This is a genomic window from Neobacillus sp. Fa239 (assembly GCF_055395235.1).
The window spans coordinates 1,701,623-1,724,462 of record NZ_AP041611.1 but is presented as its reverse complement, the minus strand read 5'-3'; the positions used below and the strand labels follow the sequence as shown (position 1 = coordinate 1,724,462).

17 protein-coding genes are annotated in these 22,840 nt (G+C 40.6%); 1 reads left to right on the top strand and 16 read right to left on the bottom strand.

Annotated elements, in window-relative coordinates; all coding sequences use genetic code 11:
• Positions 1-2: 2 nt before the first annotated feature.
• From ACZ5XR_RS08160 to ACZ5XR_RS08145, 4 genes are all read right to left on the bottom strand, one after another.
• Positions 3-788: an SDR family NAD(P)-dependent oxidoreductase gene (locus ACZ5XR_RS08160; RefSeq protein WP_464501163.1), complete on the bottom strand. Its 786-nt coding sequence runs from the start codon at positions 786-788 to the stop codon at positions 3-5.
• A 42-nt stretch (positions 789-830) separates the two neighbouring features.
• Complete coding sequence (locus ACZ5XR_RS08155) at positions 831-1,919, bottom strand: tartrate dehydrogenase (RefSeq protein WP_464501162.1); 1,089 nt, start codon at positions 1,917-1,919, stop codon at positions 831-833.
• A 178-nt stretch (positions 1,920-2,097) separates the two neighbouring features.
• Positions 2,098-3,942, bottom strand: coding sequence for a sigma-54 interaction domain-containing protein (locus ACZ5XR_RS08150; RefSeq protein ID WP_464501161.1), 1,845 nt, complete (start codon positions 3,940-3,942; stop codon positions 2,098-2,100).
• A 900-nt stretch (positions 3,943-4,842) separates the two neighbouring features.
• Entirely contained in the window at positions 4,843-5,133 is a 291-nt protein-coding gene (locus ACZ5XR_RS08145; protein WP_464502260.1) for a nucleotide pyrophosphohydrolase, read from the bottom strand.
• Positions 5,134-5,661: 528 nt separating this feature from the next.
• Between ACZ5XR_RS08145 and ACZ5XR_RS08140 the strand changes: the two genes are divergently transcribed.
• Complete coding sequence (locus ACZ5XR_RS08140) at positions 5,662-6,096, top strand: Ig-like domain-containing protein (protein ID WP_464501160.1); 435 nt, start codon at positions 5,662-5,664, stop codon at positions 6,094-6,096.
• A 258-nt stretch (positions 6,097-6,354) separates the two neighbouring features.
• On the opposite strand, the gene ACZ5XR_RS08135 is transcribed toward ACZ5XR_RS08140, so the two are convergent.
• From ACZ5XR_RS08135 to ACZ5XR_RS08080, 12 genes are all read right to left on the bottom strand, one after another.
• Positions 6,355-7,674 carry an aspartate aminotransferase family protein gene (locus ACZ5XR_RS08135; protein ID WP_464501159.1) on the bottom strand — a complete coding sequence of 440 codons (1,320 nt, stop codon included), beginning with the start codon at positions 7,672-7,674 and terminating at the stop codon, positions 6,355-6,357.
• A 105-nt stretch (positions 7,675-7,779) separates the two neighbouring features.
• Positions 7,780-8,889, bottom strand: coding sequence for a M24 family metallopeptidase (locus ACZ5XR_RS08130; RefSeq protein ID WP_464501158.1), 1,110 nt, complete (start codon positions 8,887-8,889; stop codon positions 7,780-7,782).
• Between the two features lie 18 nt (positions 8,890-8,907).
• Positions 8,908-10,662, bottom strand: a complete 1,755-nt coding sequence (locus ACZ5XR_RS08125) for a hydantoinase B/oxoprolinase family protein (protein WP_464501157.1) — start codon at positions 10,660-10,662, stop codon at positions 8,908-8,910.
• Between the two features lie 141 nt (positions 10,663-10,803).
• Positions 10,804-11,139, bottom strand: a complete 336-nt coding sequence (locus ACZ5XR_RS08120) for a cupin domain-containing protein (protein ID WP_464501156.1) — start codon at positions 11,137-11,139, stop codon at positions 10,804-10,806.
• On the bottom strand, positions 11,139-12,899 hold the full coding sequence (locus ACZ5XR_RS08115; RefSeq protein ID WP_464501155.1) for a hydantoinase B/oxoprolinase family protein: 1,761 nt from the start codon (positions 12,897-12,899) through the stop codon (positions 11,139-11,141). The genes ACZ5XR_RS08120 and ACZ5XR_RS08115 overlap by 1 nt, the downstream gene beginning before the upstream one ends.
• Positions 12,900-12,903: 4 nt before the next feature.
• Complete coding sequence (locus ACZ5XR_RS08110; RefSeq protein ID WP_464501154.1) at positions 12,904-14,946, bottom strand: hydantoinase/oxoprolinase family protein; 2,043 nt, start codon at positions 14,944-14,946, stop codon at positions 12,904-12,906.
• Between the two features lie 51 nt (positions 14,947-14,997).
• Positions 14,998-15,540, bottom strand: coding sequence for a helix-turn-helix domain-containing protein (locus ACZ5XR_RS08105; protein WP_464501153.1), 543 nt, complete (start codon positions 15,538-15,540; stop codon positions 14,998-15,000).
• A 177-nt stretch (positions 15,541-15,717) separates the two neighbouring features.
• On the bottom strand, positions 15,718-17,064 hold the full coding sequence (locus ACZ5XR_RS08100) for an MFS transporter (protein WP_464501152.1): 1,347 nt from the start codon (positions 17,062-17,064) through the stop codon (positions 15,718-15,720).
• A 286-nt stretch (positions 17,065-17,350) separates the two neighbouring features.
• Complete coding sequence (locus ACZ5XR_RS08095) at positions 17,351-18,118, bottom strand: aspartate/glutamate racemase family protein (RefSeq protein ID WP_464501151.1); 768 nt, start codon at positions 18,116-18,118, stop codon at positions 17,351-17,353.
• 105 nt (positions 18,119-18,223) lie between these two features.
• Positions 18,224-18,664 carry a DUF3830 family protein gene (locus tag ACZ5XR_RS08090; protein WP_464501150.1) on the bottom strand — a complete coding sequence of 147 codons (441 nt, stop codon included), beginning with the start codon at positions 18,662-18,664 and terminating at the stop codon, positions 18,224-18,226.
• A gap of 14 nt (positions 18,665-18,678) precedes the next feature.
• Entirely contained in the window at positions 18,679-20,442 is a 1,764-nt protein-coding gene (locus ACZ5XR_RS08085; protein WP_464501149.1) for a hydantoinase B/oxoprolinase family protein, read from the bottom strand.
• 2 nt (positions 20,443-20,444) lie between these two features.
• On the bottom strand, positions 20,445-22,487 hold the full coding sequence (locus tag ACZ5XR_RS08080; RefSeq protein WP_464501148.1) for a hydantoinase/oxoprolinase family protein: 2,043 nt from the start codon (positions 22,485-22,487) through the stop codon (positions 20,445-20,447).
• Between the last annotated feature and the right edge of the window lie 353 nt (positions 22,488-22,840).

The window sequence follows — 22,840 nt, the reverse complement described above, 5'->3', positions numbered from 1 at the left end:
CTTTACGCCATAACTGCCCCGCCGTTAATATCTAGAACTTCGCCTGTAATATAAGCAGCTTCATCACTGGTAAGGAACACTATAGCATTGGCAACTTCCATAGCCGTACCCGGTCTTTTTATTGAGAGGCGTTCAAAAATCTCCTGCATGTTTTGGGTTTTGGCCCAAAGATCCGTGATTCGCTGACTGGCCTCGATATAACCCGGAGATACCGAATTTACTTGGATACCATATTTCCCAACCTCTCTAGCTAAATACTTGGAAAATTGATCAATTCCGGCTTTAAGGCTGGAATAGGCTATATTTGTATTCTCTCCCGCAGCCCTGCCGATTAGAGAAGAAACATTTACAATCCTTCCATAGTTTCTTTCCTTCATGCCTGGTAGCACTTCTTTGCAGCATAGAAAGACATTTTTTAAGTTCAGTTTATAGACTTCATCAAATTCCTCTCCGGTCAGGTCAAAAGTAAATTTCCTGCCCGTACTGCCCCCAGCCACATTGCAGAGGATATCCACATGTCCAAAAATTTCAAAGCATGCGGCAAAAGACTCAATGACAGAATGTGAAACGGTTACATTTGTTGATTTATAAAAGCATTTCACGCCGTATCTTTCACACGACTCCTTTGTTTCCTTCAGCTTTTCCTCGTCACGGCTCATTAAAAAGAGATCTGTTCCGTTTTTAGCAAGTAGAATGGCCGATGCCCTGCCGATACCGCTTCCGGCTCCGGTTACGACCGCTACCTTCCCCATAAGGCTTGGGAACAACGCCATATGTTCTTTTTCCATTCAACTTCCACCTCACAAATAAAGTAAATCTATTATTTCATTTCAGAGTTTAGGACTAAGACTTAATTGAACCATTTTTGAAACGATGGCATCGCCCATTTCAATCGTCGTGTGCGTGCCCCCCAAGTCAGGTGTTCTTATTTCTCCATCAAGCAACACATCTTCAATGGAATCGAGGATTAATTTGCCTACTTCGTAGAGTTCGAGATGCTCCATCATTAGACAAAGGCTCCAAATGGAGGCAATTGGATTGGCAATCCCTTTCCCAGCAATATCGGGTGCTGAACCATGAATCGGCTCAAACATTGAAGGATAGATGCGCTCCGGATTGATATTTCCTGATGGAGCCAGACCCAATCCTCCTACAATCGCTGCACCTAAATCTGTCAAAATATCGCCAAATAAATTACTTCCAACCACTACATCAAGTGTTTCGGGTCTTGAAATAAAATAAGCAGCCAAAGCATCAATATGATAAAGTTGGGTTTTCACCTCCGGATAACTACTGCCGATTTCTTTCACTATCTCGTCCCAAAACGGCATGGTAAAATTAATAGAATTTGATTTTGTGGCCACTGTAAGGTCCTTCTTTACTCTCTTTCTGGCCAGGGCGTAAGCATAATTTAGGATTCTCTCAGTCCCATATCTGGTAAAAATATTATTTTGCATTGCCAGTTCAAATGGAGTTCCTTCATGAACACGTCCGCCGCTATTGGAGTACTCCCCTTCTGTATTTTCCCTGACAACAACAAAGTCGAGGTCATCATGATTTTTATACCTTAGAGGGCTTTCCAATCCTTTTAGTAGTTTGATAGGTCTCAAATTTACATACTGTTGAAATTTTCTGCGGATGGGAAGGATTAATTCCCAAACAGAAATGTGATCAGGTACAGTTTTAGCCCCAACGGCACCAAATAGAATGACATCAAAATCTTTTAAAATGTCCAGCCCGTTATCTGGCATCATTCTTCCATGTTGGAGATAATAATCGCAACCCCAATTAAAGGATTCACATGAAAAATTTATCCCGCCGTGGATTTCCTCTACTTTTTTTAATACCTTAACGGCTTCATTAATTACTTCCGGTCCAATTCCATCTCCAGGAATTAATGCAATAGAATAGTGTTTCATATCCTTCACTACTTTCGTTTAATTCTTTATTTCCTTTCACATCATTAAAGGTGCAAGTTTTATGCCAACAGGATCAGATTCAGAAAAGTCATAAAAATCAAATAAAAAAACAGGGATCGATTTCCCTGTTCGACATCATGCGGTTTCAAGCTGCAACATGGTGTTGTTTTTTACAACGTCATAAATTATAATCTTTCATTTTTCTCCAAAGAGTTGAACGGTCGATACCAAGAGACTGAGCGGTTAGCTTCTTATTAAAAGCGAATTTTTCCAATGTGGTTAGAATCATTTCTTTTTCTTTATTTTTGATACTTTGTATATTTGAAACATCCCCAAAAATGTTCCTTCTTCTTAATTTTTCCAAAAGAAATTTTGCCCCATGAAGCCCTAGACTGTTACCTTCCTCTAAAACTACCATCCGTTCAATGGTATTCCTCAATTCACGAATATTCCCCGGCCAATCGTATTGCTGAAATAAAGCAATCAATTCTTTATCAACAGTTTTTATTTTATTTTTCCTTTTATCATTAAACTCAATCAAAAAAGAATTTACTAGTTTGGGAATATCCGCTAAACGTTCCCGAAGAGGGGGTAATTCCAACGTAAGAACATTTAAACGATAATATAGGTCCGATCGGAATTGTTTCTTTTCAACCTCTTCTTCTAAATTTCGATTAGTTGCGGTAACAATTCTCACATCAACCGGTATGATTCTCTCCCCGCCAACACGGCGTATGTTTTTTTCCTGAAGGACTCTTAATAGAAGGGCCTGTATTCGTAAAGGCACTTCCCCAATCTCATCCAGAAATAGTGTGCCACCATGGGCAAGTTCAAAAAGTCCCGGCTTTCCCTCCTTAAGACCGCCTGTGAATGTCCCTTTCTCGTAACCAAATATTTCACTTTCCAATAGATTTTCTGGAAACACTGCGCAATTCACAGCTACAAATGGACCAATTGCGCGGTCGCTCGCCGTATGAATTCCTTGGGCAAATAATTCCTTACCAGTTCCAGACTCACCTGTGATGAGAACTGTCGATCCCGCTCCGGCAAATCTTTGCGCCAATTCTTTTGCCTCCAATATTCCAGGTGTTTCTCCGATAATATTACTTAATCGATATTTTGCTTCCAAGCCATTTTGATGGAGCTTTTTGCGAAGTTGCAATTCCATCTTTTGGATATTAGTAATTTCTTTAAAATTTGATACAGCTCCGACAATTTTCCCTTTAACAATTACAGGGGAGCGGTTAATGACAATTTGGCGGCCCCCAACAAGGGCAATATCATCCCTTTCAATCTTTCCAGTTTGCAAAACCCGAATCATGTCAGATTGGGGAATAAACTCAGTGATATTCCGCCCCTTCGTATCCCCTTCAAGACCAAGAATCGTTTTCGCATGCTTATTAACCAAGATAATCTTTCCGGATTTATCAACTGTAACCACTCCATCATGTGTGGAATTAACGATTGCATCTACCTGATATCTTTCTTTTAAAATTTCTTCCATTAAATTCACTAATGAACCTGCTGTCTGTAATAACGGAATGACCGAAGTAAATGCTGGCTTAATATAATGCAAATGTTTAATCCTTGGGACAGAAATTATTCCCTTCATCCATACTGGGGCCAGAATAATGTGTTTCGAATTAAGTACAGAAGATTGTTTGTCTAATAAAAAGGAGATTTGAATATCTTTATTTTCAAGATGATTTACATATTCTTTTTTCAGCCACTTGATTTCGTCGTTTGAGGCGACATATGTATAGTCCTGGTTTTCATGTAATTCCACTAACTCTTTTATTGACTTTTTTATATCCCCTACATTAATTGAAATTGGAACAATTGGAAAAGAAACATCCTCCAATTCTTTCTTATAGATAACAGGTGTAAGAATAACCATTGGATTCATGATTTGATCTAATATCGAATTAATCGAATAAAAGCTGGCAGTTTGATATCCCAAATCAAATAAGAATTCTTTTATTTGATCTTCGTATACTTCATTCATTTTATATAGAGCTATCATCGTATCTCCCCAAAATATAAAATTAAGTAAGATAAATTATTCTGTTATTCACCCTATTCTGAATATTCTATATTTATGGTAAGATTATTTTTCTAGATTGTAAACCTTCAGTTATCAAAAGATAAAAATATTTCAATTTACAAAACATCCTATTTGTCAATGTAATTAGCTCTCTACTAGTTATTAAGTACTATGAAAATACTTGATAATTTTCCTATTTAAAAGAAAAACAGAGCTGCCTTTTCTGCAACTCTGCTCGAAGATCTTATTTTGGGATTAATGATTTTTGTCATTTTCAGCTTACTTAGATTTTACGATCATTCCAATTGCCATACCGCCTAATGTCAATACGAATGTTAATGGAACAATGAACTTGACTTCTCCCCATGCATAAATGCAGGGGATTCTCTTTTAAACCTTCATCAAAGCTGCCCTTCATCCGGGGAATCCAGGTCTTACGACTTCTCAAGTTCATTACGATATGTGGTAAAAACCTCATAACGCAGCCCAATCATAGGCACTACGCCACTGCTAGCTTGTACTTATTACTCTTCGAAATAGGAACACAAGGTTCACTCGACGATACTTTGTATCCTTGAATTGAGGAATGGGTCTATCTTTTGTCAATCCTCTATTTAATGATTTATCTAATATGTTTACTGCTCCTACCACATCACGATGTCCTTTTGCACCACGGGTGCAATAGAAATTTCTATATCTCTCAAAACTCGTGCCATTTGAGGTAAGGAATTTTCCCATGATCTCAATTCACTGTCAGAAACCACCTTGTTCATTTTAGAAAAAACATTTTCCTTTAGGACATAGCCAATTTTTTTCTCATAGATGTGATTCAAAAATCTAGAAGACGTTTCATTGTAAATGATCATTAGGCACAATTCCTCACTTTGCCTGAACAGGATACTTTATTTCATTTTTCTTCATCTTTTTTAATACTTCATCCTCGAGGTCGATATTCATTTTGTCCGCTAACTGGATAAGATAGATTAAAATATCAGCCATTTCCTCCTTGATATTCTGTTCAGATTCCTTTATAGCTTCTTCACTACTTTTCCATTGAAAATTCTCTAATAGTTCATTCGCTTCCAGTGAAATCGAAATAGCTAAATCCTTTTCATTATGATAAGCTTTCCAACCTCGTTCATCACGGAATTCAAATATTTTTTGCCGCATTCTATCCAAAAAGTTTCCCTCCATTTACTTTTATTAGTATGTAAAAATCTATAGTATCTAATTCTAACTTACCATATAAAACCATGAAATTGGTTTCTTTTTGGTATTTTGTTGTTTAATATGATAAAAATCCACAATGGAAATTAGGGCTCTGATTATTTATCTTTGATGTCCTTCCAGTGAAGAACTATAGTTCAAATGTAGCGTTTATATACTAAAAATACTAAAACTCAAACATATTTAAGTTTTTAGACCTATATATATAATGTAGACAGTCAATGGAGGTGTGTTGATGAATTCATCGTCTCAAAAAAAGAATGTAATATGGGTATGGCAAATAGGAACCATTATATTAATCGGTTTACTGATTTACACAGCATTCTATTATAAATCGAGAACCGATCTCATTACAATCCCATTAATCCTATTATCAGGAAGTGTTGGGGGTCTTGCACATGCTATGTTTTACCACGATAATAAGCTAATTTATCCAAAGAAAGGTAACGATGAACAGGACACCTGGTTTCATTGGGTTTTTTTTCTGATATTTTCCTAGGAGCGGTTGCTGGCCTTGTTGGTGCATTTGCTTTGGGCAAAGCCGAAACCATTCAAATAGTATATGTTGCTATTTTAAGTGGATTTGGCGGTGGGGCCTTTTTAAAAAATAAAGCAGATAAAAATGATAACGGAACATTAACTGATTCAGACACTTCCATCCTCAACGTACCACCATTAAAGGAGCTCTCAAATGGGACATCTCTTCCTTTAAACGCTTCTATAAAACTTGGAAATATTGAAATAGATGTAACCAAAGAAGTCAATTGGTCGTCAAGCAAAGACACAATTGTTTCTGTAGACAAGGAGGGCCTAATTACCGCTTTAGGAAATGGAGAATCGATTATTACTGTTACAATTCCTGGTAAAAAGAATCTTTCAGCAACCTGTAAAGTAAAAGTTGGGTAAAAATAATGTCAGAAAGTGGATTATGAAACTAGTTAAATAAAAAATGCCTGTCACTGCCTGGTAAACCGAAATTTAAATAGCAATTTTATATTTTTACAAATCATTTGAACGATTACAGTTTGCAAAGATGTTTTATAGGTATTTAAAAAACCTCCTTGTAAATCCAATATTCCATATAAAAATAAAAGCCATTGCTCAAGATGAGTAATGGCTACTTTTTGACGAATATCTTTTATTTTCAAATAAAAACCTTTCCCCTTAAAACCCTGCTGTGATTCCAACCGCTTGTCTAAGACTTTCATCCATATAGGCAATTAATTTTTCAATAACTTCATCGGTATGGGCCAACGAAACCGCGTGATGAAGCAGGAAGTTTGGTGAGCAATAAACCCCATTGGCTGAAAGAGTTTGGATAAAAGCTGCATATTGGACTTTATCACTTTTTGCAGCACTGCGGTAATCTACGACCTCCTCATCGGTGAAATACCAATGAAAATGGCCGCCCCTTCCTTGCATTTTTGCTTTAATTTGGTGTTTCTCCGCTAATTTGGCAAATTCAAAAATCAATTTTTCAGTCCTGTTTTGCAGTGTTTGGAAGACTTGTTTTTCTTCGTATATTTCCATAAAGGCCATGGAAGCTGCCAAGGATAGTTGATGACCATTATAGGTTCCGACAAATGATCCTGGTCCGATGCCTGGAGTAACCGTCTCAAAAATGGATGCTTTTCCGGCAACTGCCGCTAGCATATAGCCGTTGCTGATTGCCTTCCCGAATGTGGATAAATCAGGTGTAACTCCATAATGACTTTGAGCTCCTCCAGGAGAATCCCGGAACCCTGTCAATAATTCATCAAAAACTAGGACAATATTTAATTGATTACATAATTTTCTTAGTCCCTGGAGATATTCTTTTTTCGCAGGAATATAACCGATGTCAATCATCGTTGGTTCAATAATTAGGGCTGCAATTCGGTGTTTATTTTCGGTTAAAAGGTGTTCTGCCACTTCTAAGTCATTGAATGGAAGCACTAAAGTACTTTTTACAACAGATTCAATTAAACCTGCGGCACCCGGAAGAGAGTTTGGTGCTGATTTCTCTCCAGCCTTTTGCAAATCAGGCCATGTGCTGACCTGCACTGCGTCATGCCATCCATTATACGCTCCCTCAATAATCGCAATATCTGATTTTCTCGTATAAATTCTTGCCATGGACATTGCATGCATAATCGCTTCGGTACCCGTATTGGTATAGCGGATTTGCTCTGCAGTCGGAACAAGAGAAAGAAACTTTTCAGCTGCTTTTATACTTAATTCAGTCTCTACACCAGTGATAATCCCGGTAGTGTGATAATATTTGATTCTTTCATTAAAGTCCGGATCATTATGTCCCAAAATAATCGCTCCGTTGCCCATGATGCAATCAATGTAACGGTTTCCGTCAACATCTGTGAGATACGCTCCGCCTGCTTTTTGGTAATAGACCGGATGAGGGTTTCTGTAGCGGGAATTTGAATGCACCCCTCCTGGGACGGATTGGCGGGCGCGATCAAATAATTCTTTTGATTTTATCACTTCCATGATTTCACTTCCTATTGAATTTGTTTGACTGTATCAGCAGAGTGCATTTTTTATATAAAAAATGATAAATTAACAGCTTTTGAGATTACGGTCTCTTTTTTACATTTAACTCAAACGAATTAAATGCTTGGGATAAGATGTTAGTATTTCCAGCTTCCCTTCTTCGTTGAGATAGACATCATCTTCGATACGTACTCCGCCAACTCCTGGGAGATAGATACCAGGTTCAATAGTAAACAATAAACCTGGTTCCATAACCATCTCATTTTGGGAATGGATGGAAGGCGTTTCATGGACCTCAAGACCTAAGCCATGCCCCGTGCGGTGCACAAAATATTGGCCATAGCCTTGGGACTCGATATAATCTCGAGCCGCGCAATCGACCACTCCAATTTGTTCTCCTACCTTTACTGCTTCAATCGCCCTTAGATTCGATTCCAACACGGTATCATAGATTTGCTTCTGTTGTTCCGTTTCCTCTCCCACTATGAAGGTTCGAGTAATATCCGAACAATAGCCATCTACAAAAACACCCATATCAAATAGAAGAAATCCGCCAGGTTCGATTTTTTTCTGTCCGGGCGTGCCATGAGGAAGTGAAGAATTTGCCCCTGATAACACAATGGTAGAAAACGCAGGACGTTCAGCGCCTAAAGCTTTCATCTGGTACTCCAATTCAGCGGTCAATTCCAATTCTGTCATTCCAACTTTAAATTTTTCAACGCCATGCTGCAAAACTTTCTCTATCATTTCGACGGCTCTGCGAACGATTTGAATATCTTCTGGGGATTTCTTTAATCGCAGTGTTCCTAGAAACCCCTCCAAGTCCTTGAAATTCACCTGTGGGAAGCACGCTGCTAGCTGCTCGATTTGGTAAAGCGAAACAGCCTTTTTCTCTACACCTGCAGATACAATTTTTGTTCCTACAGTATTCTTTAGCATTTCATATGGATTATCCGTATCAGTAACCGGGATCAAGTCAGTCACTGCTGATTTCTCCGTGGCCAATTCTAAGTCAAGTGCCGGAACAAACAGCGAAGCCTTTCCTGTTCTCCCATCTACAAGCAATGCCATAAAACGCTCATGGGGATTGGAGAAAAATCCTGTTAAATAATAAATATTAATCGGGGAAGTAATCAAAGCAATATCGATACCTTGTTCATTGATATAAGAATGCAGTAAATCCAGTCTTTTTTGAAAGAGTAACGATTTCATAAAGGAATCCTCCCTTGTTTAATGATTATCTTTGTTTTTTCGTTCTTCAGTAAATCCCAAAATCTCAAAGTTTTCCGGGTCAAGGATCACTCCAAATTTTTCTTTCGCCTGAAGAAGGGAAATGTAGCCATTCTTTACATCGCTGACAACCCTTTCCGGCATGCGATTATAAGGATGACCGAACCCGCCACCGGTACCCGTAACAAGCTGCACAATATCGCCTTTATTTAGAGTGTATCTCGATTTAATTCCAAACGGCCCTTCCTTCTCTCCGGATCGCTTTTTAACAAGCACGTAGTTCATTGAACCTTCTTCCCCGCCGTTCAATCCCCAAGGCGCGAACTGATGTTTCCCGAAGATAACTGATAATTTCTGATTATCACTTAATGCACGGTAGGAACGAATAGCACCTGATCCACCGATACACTCCCCTGCTCCTGCTCCATCACAGTGCAAGCTATATTCCTCTACTAGAACGCCATATCGTGCTTCCGCTACTTCTACAGGAACATTATAGGTTTCCCCGTCACCAATACAAAACTGACCTCGCTGGCCATCTATGCCTCTTCCTGCTCCCCATCCTCCTACGGAAGGCTCGACGATCAAGAAAGGTTCATTAAAATCCGGGTGATTTCCGGTAACAACTACCGAACACACGGATAATAGATGCCCGGCTGTCAATCGATCTGGCAAAACAGGTGCAAGCGCTCTCCAGATTAAATCAGCACCGCCTAAACGTGCTTCCCAATTCACCGATACAGGGGCTGGTCGTTTTGCTGAGACAATCGAACCCTCATCGGTGATGATCTTTAAAGGTTGGAAAACACCTTCATTTACATTTTCAGTCGGATTAAGGATCGCCAAATAAATAGCACGCACGCCGGCAAGCAGTGCAAAATAGGAACAGTTAAAAGGCACCATCACTTGCGGGTGGCTGCCGCGAAAATCGCAAATAAATTCCTCTTCGGAAATAGTTACCTTGACTTGAATAGGAAAAGGACCTCCGTGAGAACCATCGTCTTCGATATAACTCTCCGCCGTATACGTTCCCTTTGGCAATTGTAAAAGTTCATTTTTGGCTAGCTTTCTTCCCTGTTCTAACAAATGGTCAATCGCAGTAACGACCAAGCTACTCCCAAATTTCTCACATAACTCGGCAAAACGTTTTGCCCCTGTACGTAAAGCAGCCACTTGCGCCCACATATCACCTAAGGAGAGTTCAGGGAAACGCACGTTGGAAGCTATGATATCCACAATAGCTTCATTTACATTTCCTTTATCAAACAACTTTACTCCCGGCAATTGCAGTCCTTCCTGAAAAATTTCCGTAGCATCACTGGTAAAAGAACCAGCATCCTTTCCACCAACTTCTGTCCAATGGCCCTTATTTGCTGAAAAAGCAACTAATTTACCCTTAAAAAAGATAGGCATGACAAGGCCAACATCTGATAGATGCGATCCGCCCCCTACATATGGATCATTGATGATAACAATATCACCTGGTGCCAGATCTTCACCATTATTGAACCTCTTTAATACATGCTGGACCATTGGGCTTAACATGCCAATAAAGCTTGTTACACCGTTTCCCTGACTAATCAATTGTCCCTTGGCATCTGTAAGCCCGCAGGCATAATCCAGGACTTCATAAATAATTGGACTCATCGACGTCCGGGCTAGTGCATAGAACATCTCATCGCCGATAGCTAACAAGGAATCTTTAATGATTTCTACACTAAATGGATCAATCTTTGTTACCGTTTCCGTTGGCATTTTGCTTCCACCTCTTTTTAAAGGAATGAAAAGGATGTCCTTAAAACTATAGGGTCAGACCCCTCAACATACAATATAAAGTAATATTATCTTACTAGAAGAAATCCTTGCCTTTGGCAAGGCAAGGATTTAACTATCATTCTATTTCTTTACTAGAACCCAGACAATTTCACAGTCTTCATCCCCGTCGTTAAAGCTCCAATGTGCTTCACCTGCAGGAATCAAGCTGGCTTCCCCTGCGGACATTCGGAATACCTCATCACCGATTCCAGTAACAATTGACCCCTTAACTATGATCGAGTATTCATCTTGTTCATGTACACCTGTCCCGTTTAATGGGATTCTCGCTTTAGGCGGAACCACTACTGTTCCAAATGTTGCTTTACCGCTATCAATTACACTCTCTTCAAACAATGTTTTTAAGGAAACACCGGGACGATCAGCCGGTTGAACCTCTTTGCTGTCAATGACTAGCATTACATCTGCCCCCTTTCGATGTGCCCAGCTCGCTCAGACGTTACCCCGTCTACTTCAAAGGTATTTGGTTCAAGAATCACTCCATAAATGTCCTTCGCCTGTTGTAAAGTGATGTACCCATTCTTCGCATCAAGTGCGACTTTTTCTTGTGGTCTGTTAAGCGGATTGCCGTAACCGCCTCCAGTTGCCGTGATCAGACGGGCGACATCCCCTTTCTGCAGCGGGAACCGTGCAAATTTTCCGAATGGGCCTGCTACTTCTCCATTCGCTTTCACAATGACAAACTCATTACGAGATCCATCATGACCACCCTCAAATCCCCAAGGCAGGTACTTATGACGTCCAAAGGTAGCTGTTAAGGTTTGACCATCGGACATCGCGCGATAGGAACGGATTACTCCAGACCCCCCACGATATTCCCCAGCTCCAGCGCCGTCGGCCCGTAAGCTGTATTCATCAACCATAATCCCATATCGAGTTTCTGCTACTTCAACAGGAACGTTGTATGTTTCTCCATCCCCAATACAGAATTGCCCTGCCATTCCATCTAACCCTTGACCTGCACCCCAGCCTCCAACTGATGGTTCAACAATTAAGAACGGCTCACTGGTATCTTGATGGAGTCCTGAAAGAACAACGCCGCAAACAGAAAGTAAGTGACCAGCATTTAATCGATTAGGAAGGACAGGAGCAAGTGCCTTCCAAACTAGATCCGCCCCGTAAAGCATGGTTTCCCAGTAAGTAGAAACGGCAGCTGGACGTTCTGCTGAGAAAATGGATTTTTTATCCGCAATGATTTGCAGTGGACGGAACACTCCATCATTCACATCCTGTGAAGGATTGGTTGCAGCTAAGAATATGGTTCTCACTGCAGAGACTAAAGCTGTATAGGAACAGTTTACCGGTCCAAGCACTTGCGGATGGCTTCCGCGGAAGTCACAAATAAACTCATCATCAGTAATGGTTACCTTGACTTGAACATTAAACGGACCATTGCCAATTCCATCATCATCAATGAAATCATAGGCTTCATAAGTCCCTTTTGGCAGCATGCCGATTTCCTTACGTGCAAGCTGTTCTCCATGGTTCAGCAAATGATCAATCGATTCCATCACGATATCCCTGCTGTATTTTTCGCACAATTCGCGGAAACGTTTATCTCCTGTACGAAGAGCGGCAACTTGTGCCCACATATCCCCGAGAGATAGATCCGGGAAACGGACGTTTGCGGCAGTCATGTCCACAAGGGCCTGATTTACTTTGCCTTCATCAAACAACTTCACACAAGGGAACTGGAGCCCTTCCTGGAAAATTTCTGTAGAATCAGTCGTCCAGGATCCTGGATCCTTTCCTCCAACTTCCGTCCAGTGTGCTTTATTGGCTGAAAAAGCGACTAGCTCACCATTGAAAAAGATCGGCATTACCAATCCCACGTCAGATAGGTGGGAACCTCCTCCACCGTAAGGATCATTGATGATAATAATATCGCCCGGCTTTAGATCGCCTTCTTTACCGAATTTCTCTAAAGTTTGCTTAACCATGAAGGTCAGCATCCCAATAAACCCGGTGACTCCGTTTCCCTGTGTTAACAATTGGCCTTTGGCATCTGTCAATCCGCTGGCAAAGTCAAGCACTTCGTATATAATCGGACTCATCGATGTCCTTGCAAGTGTATGAAACATTTCTTCGCCAATCGCAATGAGAGAATCTTTAACAATTTCAAGTGTAAACTGATCAACCTTTATTGTTGCTGTAGCCATTACCTTATACCCCCGTCTCAACAATTAGATTCCCGTATGGGTCAACGGTTAGTGTTTGTCCTGGATAGACCACTGTGGATGAAGATACTTCTTCGACAATTGCAGGTCCGTGAATGAACGTACCGGCATTCAGCACTTCACGATCATATACACCCGTTTCAACCCATCCAACTTCCTCATACAGAACCGAACGAACTTCTTTCAATGACTCTGCTGCATTGTCCCCGACCCTGTCGAGCTTGGCCAATTCGGGCTTGTCCACCAATCCAAAAGCTGTTAGGTGAAGATTTACGATTTCTGTTGGTGCGCCTTCTAACTTAAATGTATAATGCTGTTCATGTATATCATGGAAAATGCTTACAATTTCCTCCATTTGTTCTTCCTCGAGCACTCCGTTTGGAATCGGAACTTTAACAGAATGTTCTTGGCCAAGATATCTCATATCCGCGTAACGAGTGAATGCAACTTGCTCTTTATCCATCCCTTCAGCAGCATATTGGCTGTAAGCACCCTCCTCTATGCTGGACCATTCAGCATTTAACTCATCGATATTTAGCCCATTAACACGACGAATATAAGTTTGGATGTAATCATGCCGCAGATCCGTCATTAACATTCCCCATGCTGAGAAGACTGAGGCAGCAAGCGGAATTATGACCCTTTTGACCCCAAGCTCTTTTGCCAATGCCATTGCGTGCATAGGCCCGCCTCCACCAAATGCAACAAGGGAGAATTCGCGCGGATCATATCCTTTTCTTACTGAAATAAGCTTGAGTGCATTTAGCATATTGGAATTTGCGATACGAATGATTCCTAATGCTGCATCTTCAACGGAAATATCGAAGTGCTTTGCTACTTTCTCTTGAATGGCTTGTTTAACAGCCTCCATATTCACTTCATTTTGGAAATTTTTCGCAGACAGACGACCCGTGACCAAATTTGCATCTGTCGTTGTTGGATTTTCTCCACCTTTGCCGTAAGCAACAGGTCCAGGTAAAGCGCCAGCTGACTGCGGGCCTACTTTTAATGAACCTGCGTCATCGATCCAAGCAATCGATCCGCCACCATTCCCAATTTCTACAATATCTACAACAGGAACCTTAATCGGATAGCCAGCATTCCGGTCATTATGCTCAATTTTGTATTCCGTGGTTACCTTGACTTCCCCATTGTCAATTAAGGAACACTTAGCTGTTGTTCCTCCAATATCAAAAGCAATAATGTTTTCTTCACCAATAATTTTTCCAAGAATCGCTGCACCGAAGATTCCGGCAACCGGTCCTGATTCCACCATGTTAATTGGCGTTTCTTTGGACTGCTCAAAGGTTGTTGTTCCGGAATTTGATTGCATAATATATTTGTTGCCACTTACATTAATAGCGTTTAATTTCCCTTCCAATTTGTTAATGTAGGAAGCAGCAATAGGTTTCACATACGAATTCAATACCGCTGTACTGCTTCGCTCATATTCCCGCCATTCTTTTGTTACATCCGAGGAAGCGGTTACAGCAACCTCTGGCCAAATCTCTTTAATGATGGCGACGGTTTGTTTCTCATGATTTGAATTCGCATAAGCATGAAGGAAAGATACGGCAATAGCGTCTACCCCTTCGTTTCGAAGTTGTTCAACCGCTGCCTTCACTTCGTCCACTGCTAGTTCAGTGACCACTTCGCCTTTATAGTTCATACGTTCACTTACCTCTAAGCGTAGGTGGCGAGGTATGAATGGAGTTGGTTTTTCATAGCGTACATTAAATAAATCCGGGCGGTTTCCACGGGCAATCTCTAACACATCACGGAAGCCTTTCGTTGTAATTAAACCGGTTTTTACCCCTTTGCGCTCAGTTAAGGCATTGATAATAACGGTCGTTCCATGAATAAATGTGGAAATCGATTCACCTGAAATCCCACTCTTTTTGATAACATCAAGTACTCCTTGCTCGAAATTCGGAGGAGTTGTATCACTTTTAGCGGTACCGATTCGGCCATTTTCATCTAAATATACAAGATCTGTAAAAGTTCCACCAATGTCTGTTGCAATCCGCATAATGTCCACCTTTCTTTTTATCAAGTTAGTTTATTAATCCAGCGACCCTTCTTAGAAGATAACTGGAGTTAAAACACACAAAATTTTTGCAATCTGATTCAATGGGTTCTGCCAAGAGTGAGGCAGATTGGACGGAAAATGAATAGAATCTCCGGTTTTCAGAAGATACTCTTTTTCATCAATCGTAAAAATGACTGCACCTTCAAGAACATAATAGAATTCTTCCCCTGGGTGACTGAACAGATTGTCCTGTATTAGATTTGGAGACAACGTAACGATAAGCGGTTCAATCGTTCTTCCGTTAAAGTTACCCCCAAGCCGGGTGTATTCTGCACTAGATCCCTCAATTTGGAATGGTTTATGATTTTCAGCCTTTACCAAAAAGTTTTGATTGGACTGATTTTCGAAAAATTCTGTAATTGGCACTTGAAAAGCATCAGCAATTTTTTTCAAAGATGTAATAGCCAACGTTGTAGCTCCACGCTCTACTTGGGACAGAAAACTGATAGATAAGCCTGTCTTTTCACTTAAATCTTTCAAAGTAAATTCGTGTTGTCTTCGCAATTCTTTTATTTTTTGATAAACTTCATCCATTTTTTATCATCTCAATCTCCTTTTCTTTATGTTTTCATTTTATAGCAAAATAATTTTTAAATCAATCAGAAATTACAGTAATATCAAAATTTTTTATATTTTTTACACTATTACTGTAATTTTGAATTGATAGAAAAAAATTGGGCAACTTGTATGTCGCCCAAATTTTTCTCTCTCTTAATGAAGAATTTCCCCTTCCATTTCCTTCAGGAAGAGCGTTGCGATAAAAGTAATCACCAAAAATACGGAGATGAATGAAACGGTTACCATAAAACTTGTATTTGCAGCCAACATGGCCCCAATTACACTTGGTGCAATCGCGTTCGCCACACGTTGGGCGCTGGAACCAAGTGAATAGCTGACGCCACGAACCTCTGTCGGGTAAAGCTCCGCCATCCAAGTATCCCAAACTCCCCACGCACCTAAACTGAAGAAGGAAAGGATAAAGTTCCACACATACATTTCTGTCATTGTGCTTGAAGAGGCAAAACCAAAACCACTGATCGCCGCCAACAGAACAAAGATGAACATGATCTTTTTACGGCCAAATTTCCCTGTCAAATAAGACGATGTCATGTAACCCGGGAACATAAAAATTGCGGAAAGTGCCATGAAACCTAAACCAGCCGGTGTGCTAAGACCCTTTTTCGCCAAAAGCACGGGCATCCAAGAAGACAGAGCCCAATATCCCCAAGAAAAGCTGAAGTTAATGATTAACTGAAGAACTGTAGGACGGAGGTATTTCCCTTTAAAAATTTCAAGGAACGAACCTTCTTTAGCTTTGTCCACTACAAGTTCAATCCCGTCTAAATCCTTGTCCATCTTACCTTCAGAAAGTCTGCCAATAACGTCTTTTGCCTCTTCCTGACGGCCTTTCCCGGCCAGCCAGTAAGGAGATTCTGGAACCAGTTTCGCCACTACGAGGAGCCATAGACCTGCAAGAGAGCTAATGGCTAAAGCCCAACGCCAGCCAAGCCCACTGAAGTAATAGGAAATACCAATCGCAATCAGAAATCCGATCGGCCAGCCAGATGCAAGATATACCGTTGCTTTTCCGCGTGCTTTAATAGGAAGAAGCTCCTCGAAGTAAGGAAACGTCGCAACCATTAATCCGGAAAGTGCAACACCGGACGCAAAACGCATCCACCAAAGCATGTCAAAGTTGACTGAAAATGCGCTTATGAGCGAAATGATTCCATATAGCAGTAAACTGTAAATCATGGATTTTTTACGTCCCCATTTATCTACCAGTTTTCCCCATATTAAACAACCCGGTATCATTCCAAGATAAATAGATCCAATTAAAGAACCAATTTGTACGCCATTTAGCTTAAAATCCTTTCCAATGGAACCGCTCACAAGAATAATGATCATCATTTCCCATGCTTCGATTACGAAGGAGAAGAATAAAGCAAGTCCAGCTTTCCAATGCTGGCTTGTTACTGGCATATTCTCGAATAATTTACCAACTTGTACCCTCTGTCTACCGGCTTGTGAAACATTTGAAGTAGTCTGCAAACTCATATAAATCCCCCTTGTTAAAAATGATTATTGAATATTGCGAAAATTTACCATGTGCAGAAATGATTCCTTTTAACACCTCCTTGCTAAAAATATCCAAACATTTCGAATTTTTATTATTTTCTTATTTCTGAATTTATTATATATTAAATTTTTTACACTATCAATTAAAAAAATGTTACTTTATCAAAATTATTTTCTATTTTGCAAACAATTAGGGATTAAAAAAACTTGGTGGAATGAGTCCTGTCAAGTACAGGCTTCATTCCACCAAGAAAGAAGCATCATATTACCTTTTTAGTGAAACCTGATTAAACAATTGAAACTCTTCTACCTCGTCGGCAGGTGGTGATTGGTAACCTACAAGTTTACTATGTGTCCATGCCAATTTTTGTTTTATCTCCACTAAGAATTCTGCATATTTAAATGGGGCCAAGCTTGCATCTATGACTGGGACCCCCAGTCCTTCCTGTAAAGTCTCAAATAAGCCATACTCACCAGTACATCCCAATATTATGACATCTGCACCATCTTGTTCAATGGCTTCAGTCGCAGCTTTTTTAATTCTTCTTTTCGTCTCTTCATGATCTTTTTGAAAATCATGGACTCCCAAGCCAAGAGATTTAAATGACGCTAATTTATGTGCAAAGCCATACTTATGAACATTTTCTTTCATTTCTGGAATCCACTTTTGCCGGCCTACGACAACAGAAAAATTTTCTCCCAATGTAGTGGCAATATGGAGAGCTGATTCAGCGGGTCCAGTTATCACCATTTTTTCAGCAACCTCACGGCAGGCTCTTAATGCAGGATCATAGAAACAACCGATAATGGCGGCATCATAGCCGTCTTCTTCCGCTTTTTTTACAGTTCTGATTAACTCAGGAATAACCATGGCCTCATAGCAGCTATACTCGATATGGATCGGTCCTACTCCATCAAAAGAAACTACATCCACCACGGTATCGGGACTTTTATAACGTTCAAATTGTGTTCTGAAATCATCATCAAAGGCATCAGTGTGCACGGGATTTATAAATAAAATTTTCTTAGGCATCTTATAACCTCCAGGTAATAAAAATATTAAAATAATCAAACCTTTATTTATTTTGATAATGGTTTAATCGATTCAAAATTCTTATGCTTGTAAAATTGAATATTATTATTCTTCCAATCTTTCTATCCACACTTGTTCCGTTCCGTTCAACCAAATTCGTTCCCCAATAGCTCCTAGAGACTCCAAATAATTAGAATCAATTTGAGCAAATACGTTAACTGGCTCATCGCCTTTGTGGCTGCGTGTATGCTCTGCACCATAGTAGATGGCTATTACTTCTGAAACATCCTGTTCAGACTCTGCTGTCCAATCCCTCCAGTAGATGACTTCCCCTATACTAGTGAAAATGGTTTGATTCTCTTTATTAGGCTTTTTCGTTGTTTTTAATTCAAGATTAACTTCTCGGCCAGACCATCTGGAGTGTTTTACGATACTAGTAAAAGGGAGAGCCTCCCAAACGAATTGACACGTTTGGAGAGCCTTCTTCTCTAGCAAGGTGGCCGGCAATTTTTCTCCATTTTCAAACGAAATTAAAATACGCCGCATGTTCCACCTCGAGATTAGTATCGGTTTGCGTTCCGGTAATTGATTGTTTGCTGCTCATCTACTTCTAATGCATCTGCTTTAATGACCACTCCATATTGTTCCATAGCATTTTGTCTATCGATATACCCATCGATGACATCATCAAGCACTCGGTGGATTTCCCTGTCAAATGGATGGCCAAACCCGCCGCCGCCGCCGGTTTTAACGATCACCTGGTTCCCTCTCTTCATCGGTTTGGCATTTATTTTCAGTGCTTTTTCTTCCTCGCCTCCTGCAAAAATCGTTACTTCTGGAGCAGACGATGCGCGGCCTCCAAAAAGTCCCCAAGCCGGTGTCTTTGAACGCTCCCACCAAAGGGATAAATAAGATTCATCAGCAGCAACCTCATATCCTCTTACAAGACCGAGCCCACCACGATTCTTACCTGCACCACCGGAATTTGGTCTAAAACCGTAAGTTGTTACTTTGAAAGGATATTTATCTTCGAGAACTTCAACAGGCAAGTTTTTAAAATCACCGTTAACATTATTGATGAGGCCGGATTGACCATCATTTGCCGCAAATCCTCCCCATCCGCCCGCAGTTGCTTCAACATTTAGGAAAGGTGTGTTATTGCGGCGCGGGTCAACCCCGGCAAAGGTAACAATCATGGAATCCCCATAATGTGCACCGGCACTGCTTTCCTTCATAGCCGGAGAAAGTGCTTTGACCACAAGGTCGATTAGAAGACCTAACGCGGAAAAATACCAAACACAAGCAGCAGGTTCTTGTGCACTGAAGATGGTTCTATCCGGCACTACTACTTTTAGGGTTTTAAAATTACCTCCAGTAACCGGCGCTTCAGGACTGATGAGCTGTTTAAAGGCAACACGGCAAGCTGAGATCGCTTGGGCAAGTCCGCAGTTTGTCATCCCTCTTACCTGTTCACTCGAACCGGTGAGATCGATGGTAATATTTTCGCCTTCAACATTGACTTTAACTTTAACCTGAACTGGTTCATCCGATACCCCATCATTGTCCAAATGGCCTTCCGCTTCATAAACACCATCTGCAATACTGGCAATCTTCTCGCGGTCTAAAATCTCTGACTGCTTAAAGATATCACTGATCGATCGATTGACTGTTTCTAGACCAAAGCGGCTGATGATTTCGTGAAATCGCTTTTCACCAGTGCGGCATGCAGCGATTTGGGCATTTAAATCTCCTAATGCTGCTTCACGGAACCGGCTGTTAGCAACGATAAGATTAATAACATCCTTTCGTGCCTGCCCGGCTTCATATATTTTGGTTGGAGGGATGCGTACTCCCTCTTGGTAAATTTCTGTAGCATCCATTGAGAATCCAGGGTCCTGAGCACCTACATCAAGCCAGTGAGCCCGATTTGCCGTAAATCCAACAAGGTCATCATCGTAAAACACAGGAGAAATAACCGTAATATCATTTAAATGGGTACCCGTGAGATAAGAATCATTCATGATGTATACATCGCCAGGCCGATAATTTTCAACCCCTCCGATATAGTCGGTATTGATTTTGATACATTCATCCAAATTTCCCAGAAAGATCGGGAGTCCCGCTGATTGGCCTAATAGCTCAGCATTCTTATTAAAAATCCCAACGCTGCAATCCTTCATTTCATAGATGATTGGGGAAAAAGAACTTCTTGCAAGGCTAGCATTCATTTCATGAGCTGCCGAAATTAACGCGTTACGAATAATTTCCGTTGTAATTGGGTTTTCTAAAAACAGGCTGGTTTTAACTGCTGTATTGGCTTCCATCCTTATTCTTCCTCCTTTGAAATTTCAAGATTTCCTAAAGGATCTACTTCGACTCTGTATCCGCTTGGGATAACAGTCGTTGTTCTAGGATCTTCGACTACGGCAGGTCCATAAAAACGGTGACCATACTTCAAATGCTCCGTAGTGAGAACAGGAGTAGTTACTTCTGTTCCGTTCCATACTACCTGTTTATTTTTTCTTGCAACAATTTCCGTTTCGGCGAAGAAAACGCTTTCCTCAGTGCGTTCAGTGTCTTTTTCAAGTTTACCGTAGCCTGTTAGACGAAGATTAACTGCCTCGATGATCCCCTCTGGATTGTTATGTCCGTAAATTTTCCCATGCATCTCATGGAAAAGTTCAGCAAGTTGTTCTATCGCTTGTTCATCGATTTGTTCAAAATGAAAAGGTACGTTTACTGTGTATTCCTGACCGACATAGCGAATATCAATCGTGCGTTGGAATGACATATCTTCCTGTTTCACTTTTTGCTGGGCTAAAATTTTCTGCGTTTCCTTTTCCATTTCCTCGAAAAGGAATGCCATTTTCTTTTTATCACTTTGAGTTAAAATGGATACAAATGTCCGTACTGCATCGTGTCGGATATCAGTCTGCAGCATGCCCCAGGCTGAGAAAGTCCCTGCAACAGTCGGAACAAGGATTTTCTTAATTCCAAGAAGATCAGCAATTAAAACAGCATGCATCGGTCCAGCTCCACCAAAAGCAACCAGTGCAAAGTCACGAGGGTCAATCCCTTTGCTTACAGTTAATGTACGGATGGCATCAGCCATTTTTGCATTGGCGATGTCGCAAATCCCTTCCGCCGTTTCAATGACACCCAGTCCAAGCTGGTCAGCGATTTCCTTAACTGCTTTATAAGCTGCATCGCGGTTTAATTTCATATTTCCACCAAGGAACCCGTCCTCATCCAGTCTTCCTAGTACAAGGTTTGCATCGGTAACAGTGGCTTGGGTACCTCCGTTCCCATAACAAGCAGGTCCCGGGTCAGCACCGGCACTTTTCGGTCCAACACGCAGTGCCCCGCCCTCAATCCAAGCAATGGAACCGCCGCCTGCCCCGATTGTGTGAATATTAACCATTGGTGAAAGGATCGGAAATTCTTCCAAGCTCGTTTCAGATGTTACGTCCGGTTCTCCATCGATGACAAGGCTGACATCGAAGCTTGTTCCTCCCATGTCTACACAAATCAAGTTTTTATAATCCGTCAGTTTCCCAAGGCTAATACTGCCTATTGCCCCGCCAACCGGGCCTGACATCAGCGTTTGAATCGGCATTTTTTTCGCCACTTCGGAAGTCATTACACCCCCATTGGATTGCATGATATATAAATCTCCTTCCAGTCCGCCTTGAACAGTTCTTTTCTCAAGACTGGAAAGATAGTTTTCAACAATTGGAGCGACATAAGCATTGATCACGGTTGTGCTTGTCCGCTCGTACTCACGCCATTCCCGGGCAATTTCATGAGAAAGGGACACAGAAATATGAGGCGCTTTTTGTTTGATAAACTCTTTAAGTTTTGTTTCATGATCAGGGTTTTTGTAAGCATGTAATAGACTGACAGAAACAGAATTGAATCCGCTTTCAATTATTTGATTAAGAACTTCATTTAATTGATTGACATTAAGGTCTTTATCAATGGTGCCATCAGCCAACACCCGTTCCTCGACCTCAAAAACGTTACGCCGCTTGACCAATGGTTCCGGTTTACGATATCTGATGCTGTACATGTCCGGCCGATTGGCACGACCGATTTCATAGATATCCCGAAATCCTTTTGTCACAATTAAGGCCACGTTTGACCCTTTTCTCTCGAGAAATGCATTAAGCCCGGCTGTTGTTCCGTGTACAAAATAATCAATCTCACGAAAATCTTCTACTAGATTTTGCATTCCTTCGATTACACCATCTGATAAGTTTCTTGGAGTTGTTAATATTTTTTCCGTTTGATATCTTTTTTCTTTCTTGTCGTAAAGTACTAAATCTGTAAATGTTCCCCCTATGTCAATTGCTAAACGATATCGCGTCACAAAAACTCGCTCCTTTTCTTTAGAAAAATTACTCCCTAGTATTTTTTTGCCTGATTTTCATTACAATCCAGTAATAATCGGAGTTAGAAACCTAATGGATACGCAAGTTTTTTCTCTCATCTCCTTTTATGTAAGTTTTCGTAATTCTCAGATTTTTACAATCTCTTCCACGATTGTTGAACCTCCAAAATCTACAGTAAAACTGAAAAAATTTCTAGATATTGAATTTTTTGAAGTAATACTGTATTTATTTTCATATTAACAATATTTTTGGAATAAATAAAGTATTCTGAATAAATATTTTTCATTTACTCTATTAAAAATGGCTTGTATTCCTCAAAAAATACAAGCCA